The 17,603-nt window shown below is 64.0% G+C and carries 13 protein-coding genes; all 13 read left to right on the top strand.

The window, feature by feature from the left end; all coding sequences use genetic code 11:
- Positions 1 to 43: 43 nt before the first annotated feature.
- Complete coding sequence (locus tag BLQ92_RS08905; RefSeq protein WP_090683514.1) at positions 44 to 1,336, top strand: MFS transporter; 1,293 nt, start codon at positions 44 to 46, stop codon at positions 1,334 to 1,336.
- Positions 1,337 to 1,433: 97 nt separating this feature from the next.
- Positions 1,434 to 1,667 (top strand): DUF4160 domain-containing protein, encoded by a 234-nt coding sequence (locus BLQ92_RS08900; RefSeq protein ID WP_425194913.1) that lies wholly within the window; start codon positions 1,434 to 1,436, stop codon positions 1,665 to 1,667.
- Positions 1,668 to 1,672: 5 nt separating this feature from the next.
- Positions 1,673 to 1,930, top strand: coding sequence for a DUF2442 domain-containing protein (locus BLQ92_RS08895; protein WP_090683513.1), 258 nt, complete (start codon positions 1,673 to 1,675; stop codon positions 1,928 to 1,930).
- Positions 1,927 to 2,145: a transcriptional regulator gene (locus BLQ92_RS08890; RefSeq protein ID WP_090683511.1), complete on the top strand. Its 219-nt coding sequence runs from the start codon at positions 1,927 to 1,929 to the stop codon at positions 2,143 to 2,145. Before BLQ92_RS08895 ends, BLQ92_RS08890 begins: the two co-directional genes overlap by 4 nt.
- Before the next feature lie 87 nt (positions 2,146 to 2,232).
- On the top strand, positions 2,233 to 2,934 hold the full coding sequence (locus BLQ92_RS08885) for an AIM24 family protein (RefSeq protein ID WP_090683510.1): 702 nt from the start codon (positions 2,233 to 2,235) through the stop codon (positions 2,932 to 2,934).
- Positions 2,931 to 4,379, top strand: a complete 1,449-nt coding sequence (locus tag BLQ92_RS08880; RefSeq protein ID WP_143016544.1) for a hypothetical protein — start codon at positions 2,931 to 2,933, stop codon at positions 4,377 to 4,379. Before BLQ92_RS08885 ends, BLQ92_RS08880 begins: the two co-directional genes overlap by 4 nt.
- A 513-nt stretch (positions 4,380 to 4,892) precedes the next feature.
- Positions 4,893 to 5,489, top strand: coding sequence for a GNAT family N-acetyltransferase (locus BLQ92_RS08875; RefSeq protein WP_090683507.1), 597 nt, complete (start codon positions 4,893 to 4,895; stop codon positions 5,487 to 5,489).
- A 114-nt stretch (positions 5,490 to 5,603) separates the two neighbouring features.
- Positions 5,604 to 5,945 carry a DUF6916 family protein gene (locus BLQ92_RS08870; protein ID WP_090683505.1) on the top strand — a complete coding sequence of 114 codons (342 nt, stop codon included), beginning with the start codon at positions 5,604 to 5,606 and terminating at the stop codon, positions 5,943 to 5,945.
- A 26-nt stretch (positions 5,946 to 5,971) separates the two neighbouring features.
- Positions 5,972 to 6,583: a phage tail protein gene (locus BLQ92_RS08865; RefSeq protein ID WP_090683504.1), complete on the top strand. Its 612-nt coding sequence runs from the start codon at positions 5,972 to 5,974 to the stop codon at positions 6,581 to 6,583.
- A 58-nt stretch (positions 6,584 to 6,641) separates the two neighbouring features.
- On the top strand, positions 6,642 to 13,676 hold the full coding sequence (locus tag BLQ92_RS08860) for a DUF4347 domain-containing protein (RefSeq protein ID WP_090683502.1): 7,035 nt from the start codon (positions 6,642 to 6,644) through the stop codon (positions 13,674 to 13,676).
- Complete coding sequence (locus tag BLQ92_RS08855) at positions 13,673 to 15,274, top strand: TolC family protein (protein WP_090683501.1); 1,602 nt, start codon at positions 13,673 to 13,675, stop codon at positions 15,272 to 15,274. The genes BLQ92_RS08860 and BLQ92_RS08855 overlap by 4 nt, the downstream gene beginning before the upstream one ends.
- On the top strand, positions 15,271 to 16,077 hold the full coding sequence (locus BLQ92_RS08850) for an efflux RND transporter periplasmic adaptor subunit (protein WP_244896629.1): 807 nt from the start codon (positions 15,271 to 15,273) through the stop codon (positions 16,075 to 16,077). The genes BLQ92_RS08855 and BLQ92_RS08850 overlap by 4 nt, the downstream gene beginning before the upstream one ends.
- A gap of 54 nt (positions 16,078 to 16,131) precedes the next feature.
- Complete coding sequence (locus tag BLQ92_RS08845) at positions 16,132 to 17,601, top strand: efflux RND transporter periplasmic adaptor subunit (RefSeq protein ID WP_090683497.1); 1,470 nt, start codon at positions 16,132 to 16,134, stop codon at positions 17,599 to 17,601.
- The last annotated feature ends 2 nt before the right edge of the window (positions 17,602 to 17,603 follow it).

Here is a 17,603-nt window from a genome sequence, read left to right as displayed (position 1 = left end):
CCGGGCGTCGTCGATGGCGCAGGCTAACCGCAAAGGATCGTCTATGAAAGGCCAAGTGTTTCCAGGCTGGTATGTCGTATGCGCGGCGCATCTGCTGCTCGCACTTATCTTCGGCGCCGCGTATTCCTTCGGCGCATTCTTCTCGCATATCCAGGCGAACTTCGACGCAGGACGTTTTTCCGTGGCGTCGGTGTTCTCGCTCACGGCGTTCATCTACTACACGGTCGGTGTTTTTTCTGGTTCCCTTGCTGACCGCATTTCGACGAGGCGGGTCGTCAGCGCGGGCATCGTCTTGCTCGCACTCGGCTTCTTTGTCAGCAGCGTCGCGACAGGTTCCCTGCGGCTCTTTCTCGTATCGTTCTGTTCGCTGGTCGGGCTGGGCGTGGGGCTTGTCTATGTTCCTTCCGTGACGGCGGTCCAACGCTGGTTCGTGAGGAAGCGCAGCAAGGCCTCCGGTATCGCTCTCGCGGGCACCGGGCTCGGCACATTCGCCGGGCCGACGCTCGCCGGACTGCTGATGCAGCATGTATCGTGGGAAGCGACCATGCGGATCTTTGCAGCGGCGATCGCGGTGGTTGGCATCGCTGCCGCGATGCTGATCCGGGGCAGCCCGCAAGCGCTCGGGCTGCTTCCCGACGGAGACCGGCAACCCGGCACCGTCAGCGCTGCTGGCACGATGCCTCGCTCTATGCAGCAGACCGGCGTGCGACTTGCCGAGGCAATTCGCAGCGGGCGGTTCTGGTGGTACTTCGGGGCGATTTTGCTCGGCTCCGTGGGCCTCTTTCTCGCGCTCGTGCACATCAATCCGTATGCGCGGCAACTCGGTATCTCGGCAACCCAAGCCAATCTGCTGATTGGGTTGATCGGTGTCGGCAATGTGGCGGGGCGGCTCTTCCTGGGCAGCATCGGCGACCGGATTGGTGCAAAGCGCCTGCTGGTCTGCCTGACCTTGGCACTTGCCGTCCTGAATGGCTTCTGGCTCGGCGCTCACGGCTTCGCATCGCTCGCCGTGTTCGCGGTGCTCTTCGGCGTGGCGAATGGTGGCTGCATCTCTCTCTATCCGTCGGTCGCAGCCAGCTGGTTCGGTACTGCCAATCTCGGGGCGATTCTCGGTGCGCTCTATATCTCAGTGGGCATTGCCGCCATCGCGGGAGGGAGCCTCGGCGGGCTGCTGTTCGACGTCTATCAGAGCTATGCCGCCTCGATCATGCTCGGCGCCGTCTGCGCGCTGCTATCCGTCGCGTTCATTGTCATTGCCGGGCGGCAGACGGCGCCTGTCATAGGACGAGGCGCCTCCATTCAAGAGCGAGCTCACACCGGCCGATATACAGAGTGAGGTCGAAGATGGCTCGACGCTCCAGACAACCTGCACTAATATACTCGTTGAGTATATTTTAGGAGGTCCGTGTGCCGACCATTAGCGTGTTTTCGGAATTATCATCAGCATGTACTGGCGAGATCACAACCCTGCCCATTTTCATGCGCGCTACGGGGATTTTGAGGCCTTGATCCGCATCGATACGCTCGAAGTCATCCGGGGATCGTTGCCAAAGCGGGCGCTGGCGCTGGTCCTCGAATGGGCATCGGAACACCGGGCCGAACTCAACGAGGATTGGGAACTGTGCCGCGCGCTTGCGACACCGAAACCGATCGCTCCACTGGAGTGAACATCATGATTGCGTGGAACGTGACAGCGTTGAAGGTATTGCCCGGCCATCGGCTCGAAGTAGGTTTCGCCGATGGACTGCGCGGTGTAGTGGATATGTCGAAAGACGATTTCAGCGGCGTGTTTGCCCCGCTCGCCGACGAGTCCTACTTTGCGCTCGCTACGATCCGCGATGGAGTGGTGGTGTGGCCCAACGGCGTCGATATCGCGCCTGATGCGATGTATGACGAGGTGAGTGGGCACAAGCCGGGGGGCGCAGCGTGAAAAAAGGCGCGCCTCAACCGCAGCAAGAGTTTCTGCGTCATGCGATGAGTGAGCTGGGCATGACGCGTGAGCAGTTCGCCGAGCGGATCGGCACGAAGAAGCGGACTTTGGATAACTGGTTACTGTCGCCCGAGTCAAGCGAGTATCGAAACATGCCTGACATGGCGTGGAAGTTTGTGCAGGAGATTCTCGAGAATCGCAGCGAAAGTGCTTAACACTACCAGGAAAAGCGCAAGGCGATTCTCGCGTGTGCAGAGCGAGAAAACTATCACATCACGTGTGTACAACGAGGCCACTCAAGAATGAACCAGTTACCGACCCTCATGCCCACCAGCGCCACCGACGAAACCTATGGCGGCGTCACCTATCACATTGGCGGCGAGCTTGTGCCGGTGCTCTCGGTCGATGTGTCGCGTCAGTCGGTCTTCTTCGAGCACCACATCCTGCTCTGGAAGAATTCAAACGTGAAGATCGGCTTGCGCCCGATGAAAGGCGCCTTGAAGCGCATGATGGCGGGCATGCAGATTTTCGTCACGGAGGCGAGCGGCAATGGCGTCATCGCTTTCAGCCGGGATGGGGCAGGGCACATCGTTCCGATTCACCTCGGAAGAGGCGAGGAACTGCATGTCCGCGAACATCAGTTCCTCGCTGCAACCGCGAACATCGAATACACCTTCGAACGCGTGCGCGGTATCAGCAACATGCTGTTCGGCCAAACGGGCTTCTTCATCGATAAGTTCCGCAGCGAGTCGAACGAAGGCGTGCTCTGGCTACACGGCTACGGGAACGTGTTCGAGAAGGAACTCGCGGCCGGCGAGACCATCGACATCGAACCGGGTGGGTGGCTGTACAAGACGCCGGGCGTCAAAATGGAAACCGTGGTTGACAGGCTCACGAGCGGGTTCTTTGGAGCCGGCATGAATTTCATCGTCAACCGCTTCACGGGACCGGGACGCGTGGGCATTCAATCGATGTATGTCAACACCGAAACTGCCGACAATTGAGCTTCGGGTTTGCTCCGAAGCTGGCAGAGCATTTCCGCTTGACGATTAAAAAAATACCAATGATGAATTGCAAAACCAGATTATCCGGGCTGTTGCTGGCGCTTTTGACGTCGACGGCCTTTGGAGTTGGCCTGGACGTAGCGCCGGCAGAGCCGGAATCGCCCCCAGCGTCAGCCACGGTGCAAGGAAGTCCGGCAACAGGTTATTTCTCGACGCCAAACCCCGATTATTTTCGCCAAAAACTGATCGCTAATGGGATCGATCCTGATTCTGAGCAAGGGCGCGTCATTACCTACTGGGTCGTCAAGATCGCGCGCGATCCTGCATGGCGGCCTGTCGGCGCGGGGCAAATGCCTAAATTGAGCGCGTTCTGGGCTATCGGGCTCTCGCCGGATGATCGGCTAAAAGTGATGCGGCTGCTGAAAGATATCGCAACCGACCCGGCGAATGACTGCCGCACGTCTCCGTTGCAGGAGACGGACTTTATGGCGTTCGCGAAGAAAGCCTCGCCTCGCACGTTTGAAGATGGGATGGAGATGCTTCAGATCGCGATGGATAGCTCGAAGTCCGGGCGCGCAGCTGACCATTACAGCCTGGCCGACTTGCTGGACGCGGAGGCTTGTCTAAACGCGACCCCGCCGCTCCCACCCGGTACGCCTGGATACCCGCCCGGGCCGTGCGGCCAGCTCGTCTATGCGATAGACGCACTCGACAAATCTCCGGAGCCGACGCGAGAACGCGGCTCATACGATTTTCTTCAAGTGATGAGCCACGGCAAAGCGGCCTTCCAGTCGGTACTTGACGATTCGGTGGCGTATTTCGATGAGCACTTCGATGAGCGCCGCTTACCCGAAGCCATGCGCCGCAGCTTGCCGGCAGATGGCAGCCGCCCATTGCCGTATTCACGGATTACGGTGGACGCTCAGTGGGTGAACAAGACGACGCCAGGCGATGACGCCGTGTTCAAGGACGTATTCGTCAATCGCCGCAACAACGGCGTTATCGGGGAACTCGTCACGGCCGACGGCTGGTCTGATTTCACCTTGAGCTACCGTCTGGCAAGTTTGCGCATTCAGACCGTTGGGACCGGCATGGCGACCACCCAGATGGGCACGCTCGAGGATCTTGGTGCTATCGCTGTAGCCAACGGTGCGCTCGTGCCAGGCGAAAGCATTCACATCGCCGCCCCGCAGCCCTCCGAGGGCGGTAAGTCGACAGACTGTGTGGTCGGTCAGTCGTCGCCAGCCTCGCAGATCTTTCCGTCGCTGAAAGGCGCTGCCATCGGCCTGCAATGCGCCCGAGCCAAAAAGGGCGGCGCGATGGCCCGTTGGCACACGACCTGGCTTCCCGAATACGGCATTCTGTGGACCGACTCGATTGACGACGAGGATGGGCGAACCGAGGCCGTGATCCGGAACATCACAATTGAAGGTGCGTCGCAATGAAGGCTGCGAGAGCATGACGAATGCGGCTTCGGCACTATAACCAGACTGCCGGCAATTGAACGCCGGATGTACGCCGTGGCGAGCCATCGCATACGTTTTAATGGCTCGCCAAACTCCCACTTCGGGCTTAACTGTTGTCCTTTTCCGCCGATTCAGCCTCTCACGTTTTAGCAAAAAACGATTCAGGCGCACGGTCGTTTTAAAAACAGGCAAGGCGCATTATCGCTACATGCGGTAAAAAATGCACGTTAGCGGCATATATTTCTTTCGAAATACTTTCGAATTGCCTGATATCTCATCGGCAAGCCCGCGGAAATTGGCCGCTGTCCGGGCTTCCGCTCCAGGAGTCAGCGCCGATAATCATTACATTGCAATCGGTCTGTAAACAGAATGCGGGAAAGTCCGTAGCGTGATTTAAGCAAGCGTCATTGCATAGTCATATCCGCTCGGCTAACATCATACGAAATAATCATTGAAATAATATCCGGCGCGCTGGATTAGCGTGCAATTGAAATGAACCATTGCACAGTCGACTCCATCGTTTCGCCGATTGTCCGATCCGGATTTTCCATTAATGATGCGCGCGCCGAAATCGGCTTGCGGGCATCGCTGGAATCGGACCGGGAATTCCTGCGCGCCGTCTATATCAGCACGCGTGCCGCGGAATTCTCCAATGCGGGCTGGAGCGCTGTCCAGATCGACACGTTGCTCGCCGGACAGTTCGCGATGCAGGACGCCTATTACCGCCGTCATTACCCGCGTGGGTGCTTCGACGTCGTCCTGCTCGGCGCGCTGCCGGTTGGACGTCTCTACCACGACTGGAGCAGCAGCGAGGCGCGCCTGATCGATATCGCGCTCCTGCCCGAGCATCGTGGCGCCGGCATCGGCACGCGGCTCATGCAGGCGCTCGTGGCCGAGGCGGCGCGCCGTGCGATGCCGATGCGCCTGTATGTGGAGTCCGGCAACCCCGTGCGCTCGCTGTATCGAAGGCTTGGGTTTGTGCCGGCCGGCGAGAACGGCGTCTACGAGGTGATGCGCCGGGATGCCGTGCGGTTCGATGGCGAAGGAGCTGTGCCGCCGCTAGCCGGGCTGATAGCCGCAGCGGCATAGCGGTGCAGTTCAGGCGGTGGTGGTCGGCAAGCGCGGCCTGGGTACAGCAAGCAGTGAACAACCAAGACCAATATCGCCGGAGCCGTTTCCGGCGGCTTTGAGGGGGCCATCGAGATGTCCGTACCTACCCACGCCGCGCTCGTCGCGGCACTCGGGCAGCCGTTCCTGCTCGGTTTGCCGGACGGCCGTTCTGTCGAAGCGCACCTGAGCGCTGCACCGTCGGGCGTTCCCATGGACGACTCCTACGTCTGCTATTCGGCGGTCTTCGAACTGCCGGCCGGCGTTCATCTTCCTCAAGACGTGTTTCGCATCACCGCGCCCGGCGGCGACGCATGGGATCTGCTCGTCACGCCCACGGCGCCCGTGCGCGGCCGCGCGACGCTGACTGCGGTGATGCATTGCCTGCGCTCGCCCGAGCCGGTAGAGCGAGCAGGCGGCGTGCAGCGCGCGGCGTAGTTCCACCTTTCCCACAGGAGGCTTTGATGAGCGATCCGTTTCTCGGCGAAATCCGTATGGTCGGCTTCACCTTCGCACCTTACGGCTGGGCTCTTTGCCAGGGTCAGACGGTGCCCGTCACGCAGAACCAGGCGCTGTTCGCGCTGCTCGGCACCACTTACGGCGGCAATGGCACGACCAACTTCAACCTGCCGGACCTGCAAGGCCGCAGCCCGGTCGGCACCGGCAACGGCTTGAACCTGACGCCGATCGAGCCGGGCGACGAGGGCGGGCAAGAGAACTTCACCCTGACGCTCAACCAGTTGCCCTCGCACACGCACGTCGCCAGTTCCGCGGGTGGGGTGACGGTGTCCGGCACGGTGTCGATTCCGGCGAACAACGAGACCACCGGTACGTCGAACACGCCGAGCTCGACCACGGTACTGGGTGCGCCGACCTATTCCGGCCACGACGTGTCGCTCTACAGCTCGAACACGGCCAATACGTCGCTGGCGCCCATCAACGTGTCGCTGCAGGGGAGCGCGCCGGCGATCCAGAACAGCTCGACCGGCAACAGCCTGCCGACGCCGCTGCGCAATCCCTATCTGGGTCTGACCTGCATCATCGCGCTGCAAGGCGTTTATCCCACGCGCGGGTAACGCTGTGGATGCCGCCTGCGCGCGGGGCGCGGGCGGGCGGCCTCGGAGAGATTAAACAATGAAGTTCGCCCATAAGCTGTTCAAACTGTTCGCCGCGCAGCCGGCGCCGCGTTTCACGGCCGTCGCGCCGGCGCCGCTCCTGCTCGCGCTCGAGCCGCGCATCGTCTACGAGGCCTCGGTCGTACCCGTTGCCCATGCCGCGGCGAGCCATCACCATGCGGATCATTTCTCCGAGGCGCACTCGAATGCGGTGCCGGGCGAGGGCGTGACGCCCGGCAGCAACGCACGGGCCGATCAGGGCCATCACACGGGCGACAAGGACAAGACGAATCGCGCGCTGGCGACCACGCTGCTGCCCGGCGCGCAGCCCGAAAAGCAGGTGGTCTTCATCGACCCTAACGTAACCGACTATCAGACGCTGATCGCCGGGCTGCCGTCCGGCACCGCATACGTGGTGCTGAATCCGAACACGGACGGGCTCGAACAGATTGCGCAGTATCTGCAACAGCATCCCGGCATTGACGCAGTGCATCTGGTGTCGCACGGCTCCGATGCGCAGATCGAAGTCGGCTCGACGCTGCTGGATACGGCCGACCTCGGCCAGTACAGCGCGGAACTCGCGCAGATCGGCGCGGCGATGAAGCCGGGCGGCGATCTGCTGATTTACGGCTGCGATGTGGCGGAAAACGCCGACGGTCAGGCGCTCGTGCAGCAGATCGCCTCGCTCTCCGGACTCAACGTTGCCGCGGCGACCACGCCGATCGGCGCCGCGTCGCTCGGCGGCGACTGGACGCTGAATTACGACGTCGGCAATGTGACGACACCGGTGATCTTTTCGGCCGCGGCCGAACGGAATTACGACGCACTGCTCGGGCAGACGACCGAGAACTTCACCAGTGCAGCGGCAGAAAGTCTCAACACCGGTGACGTGACCTCGTTTTCGCTCGACGGCATCACCTATACGTTCAATGTCGCCAATAGCAACATCGTGGCATCCGATCCGAACTTCGCGGGCATATCGGGCGAAAGCTCGCCGTATAACTCGCTGGTCGTCAATAACGACAGCGTCGCGAACTTCACCTCCGTCACGATCACGATGCAGGACGGCAAGGCGTTTTCGCTGTCGAGCATCGCGCTGGACATCACGCTCTTCAACCCGGGCGACACCGCCTATATCCAGGCCAACGGCAGCGCCACCGGCGAAGTCGCGTTGGCCTACGACGCCGCGAACGGCGGTGAAACCGTCGTCAACGAAGCCTTGTCGTCGTCGACCTTCGGCGACGTCACCAGCGTCAAGCTGGTGTTTCCCAACGACGGGCCAGCGCTGAACATCGGCAACATCGTTTACACCGAACTCAGCCCGCCGGTCGTCACCACCAGTGGCACCACCACGACCCATGAGGTCGGCGCACCCGCCACCGTGATCGACAGCGGCGTGACGTTGAGCGACAGCGGGTCCGCGACCCAGGCGTCGGGCACGGTATCGATCAGTAGTGGCTTCCAGACCGGCGATACGCTGTCGTTCACGAACACCAGTTCTACGACTTACGGCAACATCAGCGCGTCGTTTAGCGGCAGCGTGCTGACGCTGAGCTCGTCCGGCGCCTCGGCCACCAACGCGCAGTGGCAAGCGGCGCTCGACGCCATCACGTTCACCAGCACCAGCAGCACCACCGGCAACCGGATTATCTCCTTCAGCACCAACGACGGCACCCTCAGCAGCGCGGTGGAGAGCGATATCGTCAACGTGACGGCGCCGCCGGTCGTGACGACCACGGGTGGCGCCACCGGTTACGAAGTCGGCGCGAGCGCGACGGCCGCCGATTCCGGCGCGACGCTGAGCGACGGCAGCCACAGCACCGAAGCGTCGGCGACGGTGACGATCAGCAGCGGCGCCGCAAGCGGCGACACGCTAGCGTTTACGAATACGAGCGCGACGCTGTACGGCAATATCAGCGCGTCGTTCAGCGGCGACGTGCTGACCCTGACGTCGAACGGCGCGAGCGCGACCACTGCGCAATGGACGCATGCGCTCGATGCGGTCGATTTTTCGACCACCAGCAGCACGACGGGCGACCGGACCATTTCGTTCGCCGTCAACGACGGCACCGTCACGAGTGCTGTGGCGACGAAGACCGTCGATGTGACCGCGCCGCCGGTCGTCACGACTTCGGGCGGGATCACCAGTTACGAAACCGGCGCGAGCGCGACGGCCGTCGATACCGGCGTGGCGCTGAGCGACGGGAGCCACAGCACCGAAGCGTCGGCGACGGCGACGATCAGCAGCGGCGACGCGAGCGGCGACCTGCTGTCGTTCACGAATACGAGCGCCACGCTGTACGGCAATATCAGCGCGTCGTTTAGCGGCAGCGTGCTGACGCTGACCTCGAGCGGCGCGAGCGCGACCACCGCGCAATGGACCAACGCACTCGAAGCGGTGACGTTTTCGACCTCCAGCACCACGACGGGTAACCGGACCATTTCGTTCGTCGTCAACGACGGCAGCGTCAACAGCGCGACGGCGACGAAGACGGTCGACGTGACGAACCCGGTCTCGGTCACCACCGATTCTGGCTCGGCGGCGTTCGTGGCCGGGGACAACGTGACCTCGACACCGGTGACGGTCGATCCGGGCCTGACGGTGACGGACACGATCACCTCGACGATGGCAACGGCCACGGTGGCGATCACCGGCAACTTCCACGCCAGCGAGGACACGCTGGGGTTCTCCAATACCGGCAGCATCACCGGCTCGTACGATGGGACGACCGGGGTGCTCACGCTGACATCGGCGAGTGCGACGCTCGCGCAATGGCAGGCGGCGCTTGACTCGGTGACCTACAGCGACACGGCGGTCACGCCGAACAACGCGACGCGCACGATCAGCTTCACCGTGACTGACGCCGACAACAACACGAGCAACACGGCAACGCGCACGGTGACGGTGACCGATGTCGATCAAACACCGATCGTCACCACCACGGGCGGCACGACGAACTATGTCGGCGGTGCGAGCGCGACGACGATCGATAGCGGCGTGACGCTCAGCGACCGCGACAACACCACCCAGGCGTTCGGCACCGTGTCGATCGCGAGCGGCTTCCATAGCGGCGACACGCTGTCGTTCACGAATACGAGCTCGACGCTGTACGGCAATATCATCGCGTCGTTTAACTCTGGGACGGGCGTGCTGACGCTGAACTCGTCCGGCGCCACGGCCACCGACGCGCAATGGGCGAATGCATTCGACGCAGTGACTTTTTCGGCGGGATCGAGTGCGACGCCGGGCGACCGCACCGTTTCGTTCGTGGTCAACGACGGCACGGAGAACAGCGCGGCGGCAACCAGGACGGTCGATGTGCTCGGTCCGCCGACTGTGACGACGGATTCGGGGTCGGCGGCGTTTGTGGCCGGCGACAACGTTGCCTCGACGCCGGTGACGATCGATTCGGGCCTGACGGTGACGGACGGCAGCGCATCGACGCTCGCAACGGCGACGGTGGCGATCAGCGGCAACTTCCACAGCGGCGAGGACGTGCTGGGGTTCACCAACAACGGCTCGACGATGGGCAACATCAGCGGGTCGTACAACGCGGCGACCGGCGTGCTTTCGCTGACCTCGGCGGGCTCGAGCGCGACACTCGCCCAATGGCAGGCGGCGCTCGATGCGGTGACCTACACCGATACGGCGGTCACGCCGAACAGCGCGACGCGCATGATCAGCTTCAGCGTGACTGACACCGCCAGCAACACGAGCAATACGGCACCGCGTACGGTGACGGTGGTGGACACGGATCAAACGCCGATCGTCACCACCACGGGCGGTACGACGAACTATGTCGGCGGTACGAGCGCAACGGCGATCGATAGCGGCGTGACGGTCAGCGACCTCGACAACACCACACAGGCGTTCGGCACCGTCTCGATCGCCAGTGGTTTCCATAGCGGCGACACGCTGACGTTCACGAATACAAGCTCGACGCTCTTCGGCAATATCACTGAATCGTATAACTCGGCGACTGGCGTGATGACGCTGACCTCGGCCGGCGCCACGGCCACCGACGCGCAATGGGCGAATGCACTCGAGGCGGTGACGTTTTCGGCGGGATCGAGTGCGACACCGGGAAACCGCACCGTTTCGTTCGTGGTCAACGACGGCACGGATAACAGTGCGGCGGCGACGAAAACGGTCGACGTGCTCGGTCCACCGACCGTCACGACGGATTCTGGCTCGGCGGCGTTCGTGGCCGGGGACAACGTGTCCTCGACGCCGGTGACGGCCGACTCAGGCCTGAGCGTGACCGACGGCAGCGCCTCAACGCTCGCGACGGCGACGGTGGCGATCACCGGCAACTTCCACAGCGGCGAGGACGTGCTGGGGTTCGCCAATACCGGCAGCATCACCGGTTCGTACGACGCGACGACCGGGGTGCTCACGCTGACATCGGCGAGCGCGACGCTCGCGCAATGGCAGGCAGCGCTCGATTCGGTGACCTACACCGACACGGCGGTCACGCCGAACAACGCGACGCGCACGATCAGCTTCACCGTGACCGACGCCAACAGCGACATAAGCAACACGGCAACGCGCACGGTGACGGTGGTGGACACGGATCAAACGCCGATTGTCACGACCACGGGCGGCACGACGACCTATGTCGGCGGTACGAGCGCGACGGCAATCGACGGTGGCGTGACGCTCAGCGACCGTGACAACACCACGCAGGCGTCCGGCACCGTTTCGATCGCGAGCGGCTTCCATAGTGGCGACACGCTGTCGTTCACGAATACGAGCTCGACGCTGTACGGCAATATCATCGCGTCGTTTAACGCCGGGACGGGCGTGCTGACGCTGAACTCGTCCGGCGCCACGGCCACCGACACGCAATGGGCGAATGCATTCGACGCAGTGACTTTTTCGGCGGGATCGAGTGCGACGCCGGGCGACCGCACCGTTTCGTTCGTGGTCAACGACGGCACGGAGAACAGCGCGGCGGCAACCAGGACGGTCGATGTACTCGGTCCGCCGAGCGTGACCACCGACTCGGGCTCGGCGGCGTTCACCGCGGGCGACAACGTTGCCTCGACGCCGGTGACGATCGATTCGGGCCTGAGCGTGACGGACGGCAGCGCGTCGACGCTCGCAACGGCGACGGTGGCGATCACCGGCAACTTCCACAGCGGCGAGGACGTGCTGGGGTTCGCCAACAACGGCTCGACGATGGGCAACATCACCGGGTCGTACAACGCGGCAACTGGCGTGCTCTCGCTGACCTCGGCGGGTTCGAGCGCCACGCTCGCACAATGGCAGGCGGCACTCGATGCGGTGACCTACACCGACACGGCGGTCACGCCGAACAACGCGACGCGCACGATCAGCTTCACCGTGACCGACGCCAACAGCAACGCGAGTAACACGGCAACGCGTACGGTGACGGTGGCGGACACGGATCAGACGCCAATCGTCACCACGACAACGGGCATGACCACGTTCTCCTCCGGCGACAACACGACCTCGACACCGGTGGTGATCGATTCGGGTATCGACGTGTCGGATCGCGGCAACGCGACCCTCGCTTCAGCCACTGTCGCGATCACAAGCGGCTTCCAGAACGGCTATGACGAGTTGACCTTCAACGCAGACGCCGCGACGATGGGCAACATCACCGGAACCTACACCGCTGCGACAGGCGTGCTCTCGCTGAGTTCGGCGGGCTCAAGCGCGACGCTCGCGCAATGGCAGGCGGCACTCGATTCGATCCTGTATACCAACACGGCGATCACGCCGAGCACCGCGACGCGCACGATCAGCTTTACGGTAAGCGACGGCATCGAGTCCTCGGCGCCCGTCACGAAAGACATCAACGTGAGCGCCACCGACCAGACGCCGGTCGCCACCGGCGGCGGCACGACCGTTACCTATACCGACCAGAGCAGCGGCGGCGCGCCGGTGCCGCTCGATCCCGGCGTGACGTTGAGCGACCGCGGCAACGCTGCGCTCACGAGCGCAACGGTCTCGGTGAGCAACGGTTTCGTGCAGGGGGAGGACGTGTTGTCGTTCACCGGCAGCGCGGCAACGGGCAGCATCACGGGATCGTTCAACGCGAGCACGGGCGTGCTGACACTGAGTTCGAACGGCAGCGCCGCGACGCTTGCGCAATGGCAAGCAGCGTTGGAATCGGTGTCGTTTTCGGAGAGCGGACCCGGTGTCTCGGGACCGCGCACCCTCTCTTTCACCGTCAGCGACGGCATCAAGACGAGCTCGCCGATCACGACCACGGTCGATGTCGTGGTCGCCACGGCCCCTTCGACGGACCGACCGGCCGCTGTGCTGCTTCCAACGAGCGAAGGGTCACCGGGCCCGCTGCTGGCGGAGCCGATGGGCAATCCCGTGTCGAGTTCGTTGATCGTGCTCGACGCACTGGATCGGGCGCCGCCTATCGGCGCGATACCTGGCCCGCTGACGTTCACGTTCACGGATCCGAACGCGCCGCCTGCGCATTTCCCTGTCGACTATACGAGCGTCTCGGCGGTCTCGCCGGCGTCTGTATTCGACTCGTCCGTAGCAGACTCCTTGATGTTCGAACAGATCCCGGTTGTCGTGGACTTCGATGCCGCGCCGGACCGCCTGTTCTCGCTGGATCTGTCGAACGTGCTGCCGACGGCCGACGGCCTGAGCCTGAATGCGAGTTCCGACGTGTCCCTGCAGCTTGCCGACGGCCGGCCGCTGCCGGCATGGCTGCACTACGACGCGTCCACCGGCACGCTCTCCGGGATCATGCCGGCGCGGGTGCACGACGTCCGCATTGTCGTGCTGCAACGCAATGCGGCGGGCAACCTGATGCGCAACGAGATCGTACTGGCGCCGAGCGGCCAGCACGCGCGGCATGCGCACGCCCATGCGGTGCAGCACAACGCGCAACACGCCGCGCACAACGCACTCACGCACCTGGTCGAACGCGCCACGCCGCAGGCGCCGCTGCCTGCCGGCAAGCCCTCGCTGGCCCAGCAGTTCGCCCAGGCGCGTGCCGTGTTGCACGTGATGCGTCCGGCCGCGACGACTGCGGCTGCGGTACCGGAGCACCGTGCATGAGCTACACACTTTTCCAACACCATAAAAACCTGAACAACGGAGTTGCCGAAGTGAACCCTTCGACCGAGTTTCCGCGCACGCCGCGCCTGCGGCGTTTGCCACGTCCGTCGCTCATCGCGCTCTCCGTCGCCGCGCTGTGGCTATCGGGCTGTGCGATTCACCCCACACCGTTTACCGATGCCGAGCGCGCGCAGTCCGTGCAAGCCGAGCGCACCGCAATGTTCGCGAACCAGCCGCCGCTGGCCGGCCCCGTCACGCTCGACGAGGCGATGGCGCGCGCCATCCGCTACAACCTCGATCATCGTCTGAAGATGATGGAAGAGGCGCTGGCCCAGCAGCAACTCAGCATCGACAACTTCGACATGCTGCCGCAACTCACCACGCAGGCTGGCTATACCGCGCGCAATGTGCCGCTGGCATCGTCGTCGGAAGGGCTCTACACGAATTCGCAGGTGGTGCCGCCGTCGTATTCGAGCGACAAGGTGGATAAAACCTTCGACGTCGGCTTCTCGTGGAACGTGCTAGATTTCGGCGTCAGCTACTTCGAGGCGAAGGAGCAGGCCGACCGCGTGCTCGTGCTCGAACAACGGCGCCGCAAGGTCGTGCAGCTCATGATGCAGCAGGTGCGCGAGGCCTATTGGGAAGCGGCCGGCGCGCAACAGTTGCACGACCGGATCGGCCCGCTGCTCGATCAGGCGAAGCAGGCGCTCGACGACTCGCGCAAATCGCAGCAGGAAGGCCTGCGCTCGCCGCTCGATACGCTCAACTATCAGCACGCGCTGCTCGACATCATGCGCCAGCTCGAGGAGGTGCGTGATCAGCTCGAGGAAGCAAAGCCGCGCCTCGCGTCGCTGATGAACGTCTCGCCGGGTAGCGACTTTACCTTGGCGCCGCCGCAGGGGTTCACGGTGCCGTCGTTTGGCATGCCCATCGACCAGATGGAGGAGACCGCGCTCGAACGCCGGCCTGAACTCGTCGAGGCGAGCTACAACCAGCGCATCAGCGTCAACGAAACGCACAAGGCCATGGCGAAGCTTTTGCCGGGCGTCGAGCTGCAGCTCGGCAGCCACTACGACAGCAACAGCTTCCTCGTCTACCACTGGTGGGAAGCGGCCGGCATCAACGTGAGCTGGAACCTGCTCAACGTGCTGAACGCCAAGAACATCCGAGGCCAGGCGAACGCGCAGCTCGACGTTGCGCAGGCACAGCAGCTCGCGCTGTCGATGGCGGTGCTCACGCAAGTGCACGTCGCACGCGCGGACCTCGGCGCGCGGCAACGGCAGTTCGAGCTATTCAGGCAAATGAACGACGTCGACCAGCAGATTCTCCAGCACACGCACAACGCGACCGTCGCGAATGCGCAGGGCAAGCTCGAAGAGATTCGCGCGGCCACCAGCGCGATGATGTCGCAGTTGCGCATGTATCAGAGCTACGGCCAACTCGAAAGCGCGTATGGGCAATTGCTCGCGTCGCTCGGGCTCGACCCGGTGCCGGGGAAAGTCGACGGTGGCGATCTTGCGTCGGTGGAGCAGTCAATTGCGATAGAAGAGAAGCACTGGGCCGATCTCGGCCAGCCAAGCGGAGCAAAGACGCAATGAAGTCATGCTGGACAGCAGGGGCAGGGGTGTTGGCGGTTTTGTTGTGTATGCAACCGGTCTGGAGTGCGTCACAAGGTGTGTCCACGGCGGTAGTGCCGGCGACGGCAGTCGCGCCGGGTGCCTCGCCCGCTGCTGGCAGCGACGACGGGCGCATCCGGATTCAGCTCGTGTCGCGTGACGAGGTCGAGATCTCGAGCGAAATCGGCGCGAAGATCGCGTCGCTGCCGTTTCGCGACGGCGACGCATTTCGCGCGGGTCAGACGCTCGTGTCGCTCGACTGCTCGCTCTACACGGCGCAATTGCGCAAGGCGCAGGCCGAGGCCGAGGCGGCGACGCAACTGAAGCAGGTCAACGAGAAGCTCTCACAGTTGCATTCGATCGGCGAGATCGACGTGGAAGAGGCCGAGGCCAAGGCGAAGGCGGGCGCGGCTGAAGTCGCCTATATGCAGGCGACGGTCCACAAGTGCGTGATCGCGGCCCCGTTCGACGGACGCGTCGAAAAGCGCAGCGCCGCGGCACAGCAGTTCGCCGAAGCCGGCAAGCCGATCATGACGATCCTCGATACGAGCCATCTCGAACTCAGGATGATCGTGCCGTCGAAGTGGCTCGCATGGCTCAAGCCCGGGCATCCGCTGACGGTGCAGGTCGACGAGGTCGGCAAGACGTATCCGGCGAGCGTCGCACGCGTCGGCGCACGCGTGGATCCGGTTACGCAGACCGTCGACGTGACCGCCGCGCTCGACGGCCGTGCCCCCGAACTCCTGCCCGGCATGAGCGGCTGGGCCCGCTTCGCGAATCGCTGAAATGATGAACAACTCCGACGCTCACTGCGTTCGCTGCGCGCGAAGCGTACCGGCATGAACGCCCCAGTACGCATCGAAGCGGGCGATCTCGCGCTATTGTGGCAGCTCGCGGCGCGCGCGAGAGAGGCCGAGAGCGAACAGACGCTCGGCTTCACGATGGTCAACGAGACGCTGTCGTTCATTCCGTATCGGCAGGCCGCATGGTGGCGCGCGCCGTTGCATGCGCCGGGCGCCGTGGCTGCCGTTTCGGGCCTGCCGCAAAGCGATCCGGGCGCGCCCTACGTGCAATGGCTCGGTGCGGCGTTCCGCGCGCTCGTGCGGCTCGCGGCGAACCACGCGCCGGGCGCCGCCGATGGCACGAGCGCCGGCGCTGCTTCGCGAACCGAAGCGCAGACCGAAGGCAGGAGCGCGGATGCCACGCAAGCGAATGAGCCGCATGCATCGGTATCCACCAGACCGTTCGCCTTCACCTCCGCCCATCTGCCCGCGGAGGTCGCCGCCGAGTGGAGCGCGTGGTGGCCGATGCACGCGCTGTGGGTGCCGCTGGCCGACCGCACGGGCCGCTCGTTAGGCGGTGTGGTGTTCGTACGCGACAACGCGTGGACGCGCACCGAAGAGGTGATGCTCGGCGAGCTCGCGCAAGTCTGGGCACACGCGCTTGCCGCCTTCGCGCCGCGCGCGACGCTGGCGACGCGCGCGCGACTCCTGCTGCGTCCAGGCAAGGTGCAGCGCCGCGTGCTGGCGGGGCTCGCGCTCCTGTGCGTGGTGCCGGTGCCGCTCACCGTGCTTGCGCCGGCGGAAGTGACGGCAAACGACCCGTTTGTCGTACGCGCGCCGCTCGACGGCGTGATCGAGCGGCTCTATACGCAGCCGAACCAGCGCGTCACGCCGGGCACGCCGCTCTTCGCGCTCGATTCGACGACGCTTGCCTCGCGCTACGCGGTGGCGAGCAAGAACTTCGACACGGCCGCCGAGGAGTACCGTCAGACCGCGCAGCTTGCCGTCACCGACGACAAGGACCGGCTCGACATGGCGTTGCGCCGCGGCAAGCTCGACGAGAGCAGGGTGGAGCTCGACTACACGGCACGCGAGCTCGCGCGCGTGCGCGTCACGGCCGCGCGCGCCGGCGTCGCGGTATTCGCCGATCCGAACGACTGGAACGGCAAGGCCGTCTCGGTGGGCGAGAAGGTGATGCTGCTCGCCGACCCGGCAAATGTCGAGCTCACCGCGTATTTGCCGGTGGCCGACAACGTCGACGTGAAGCCCGGCACGACGCTGACGCTCTATCCGAAGAGCTCGCCGCTCTCCTCATACGACGCACGCATCGATACCGTCGCCTATCGCGCCGAGCCGACGCCGGAGGGCGTGCTCGCCTATCGCGTGAAAGCGACCTTCAGCGGCAGCGGGCCCCGTCCGGTGCTCGGCGTGATGGGCACGGCGCGCATTCACGGCCGTTGGGTACCGCTCGCGTACTACGTGCTGCGCCGTCCGCTGACGACCGCGCGTCAGTGGCTCGGCTGGTAGGA

The organism is Paraburkholderia phenazinium (genome assembly GCF_900100735.1).
GTDB classification, from domain to species: Bacteria; Pseudomonadota; Gammaproteobacteria; order Burkholderiales; family Burkholderiaceae; genus Paraburkholderia; species Paraburkholderia phenazinia.
The sequence above is the reverse complement of the archived record's forward strand: the minus strand, read 5'-3'. Positions and strand labels throughout refer to the sequence as shown.

Coding starts and splice junctions, on each gene's coding strand:
- BLQ92_RS08845 (WP_090683497.1), top strand. CDS start 16,132: ATGAACGCCCCAGTACGCATCGAAGCGGGCGATCTCGCGCTATTGTGG.
- BLQ92_RS08865 (WP_090683504.1), top strand. CDS start 5,972: ATGAGCGATCCGTTTCTCGGCGAAATCCGTATGGTCGGCTTCACCTTC.
- BLQ92_RS08850 (WP_244896629.1), top strand. CDS start 15,271: ATGAAGTCATGCTGGACAGCAGGGGCAGGGGTGTTGGCGGTTTTGTTG.
- BLQ92_RS08860 (WP_090683502.1), top strand. CDS start 6,642: ATGAAGTTCGCCCATAAGCTGTTCAAACTGTTCGCCGCGCAGCCGGCG.
- BLQ92_RS08870 (WP_090683505.1), top strand. CDS start 5,604: ATGTCCGTACCTACCCACGCCGCGCTCGTCGCGGCACTCGGGCAGCCG.
- BLQ92_RS08885 (WP_090683510.1), top strand. CDS start 2,233: ATGAACCAGTTACCGACCCTCATGCCCACCAGCGCCACCGACGAAACC.
- BLQ92_RS08905 (WP_090683514.1), top strand. CDS start 44: ATGAAAGGCCAAGTGTTTCCAGGCTGGTATGTCGTATGCGCGGCGCAT.
- BLQ92_RS08895 (WP_090683513.1), top strand. CDS start 1,673: ATGATTGCGTGGAACGTGACAGCGTTGAAGGTATTGCCCGGCCATCGG.
- BLQ92_RS08855 (WP_090683501.1), top strand. CDS start 13,673: ATGAGCTACACACTTTTCCAACACCATAAAAACCTGAACAACGGAGTT.
- BLQ92_RS08875 (WP_090683507.1), top strand. CDS start 4,893: ATGAACCATTGCACAGTCGACTCCATCGTTTCGCCGATTGTCCGATCC.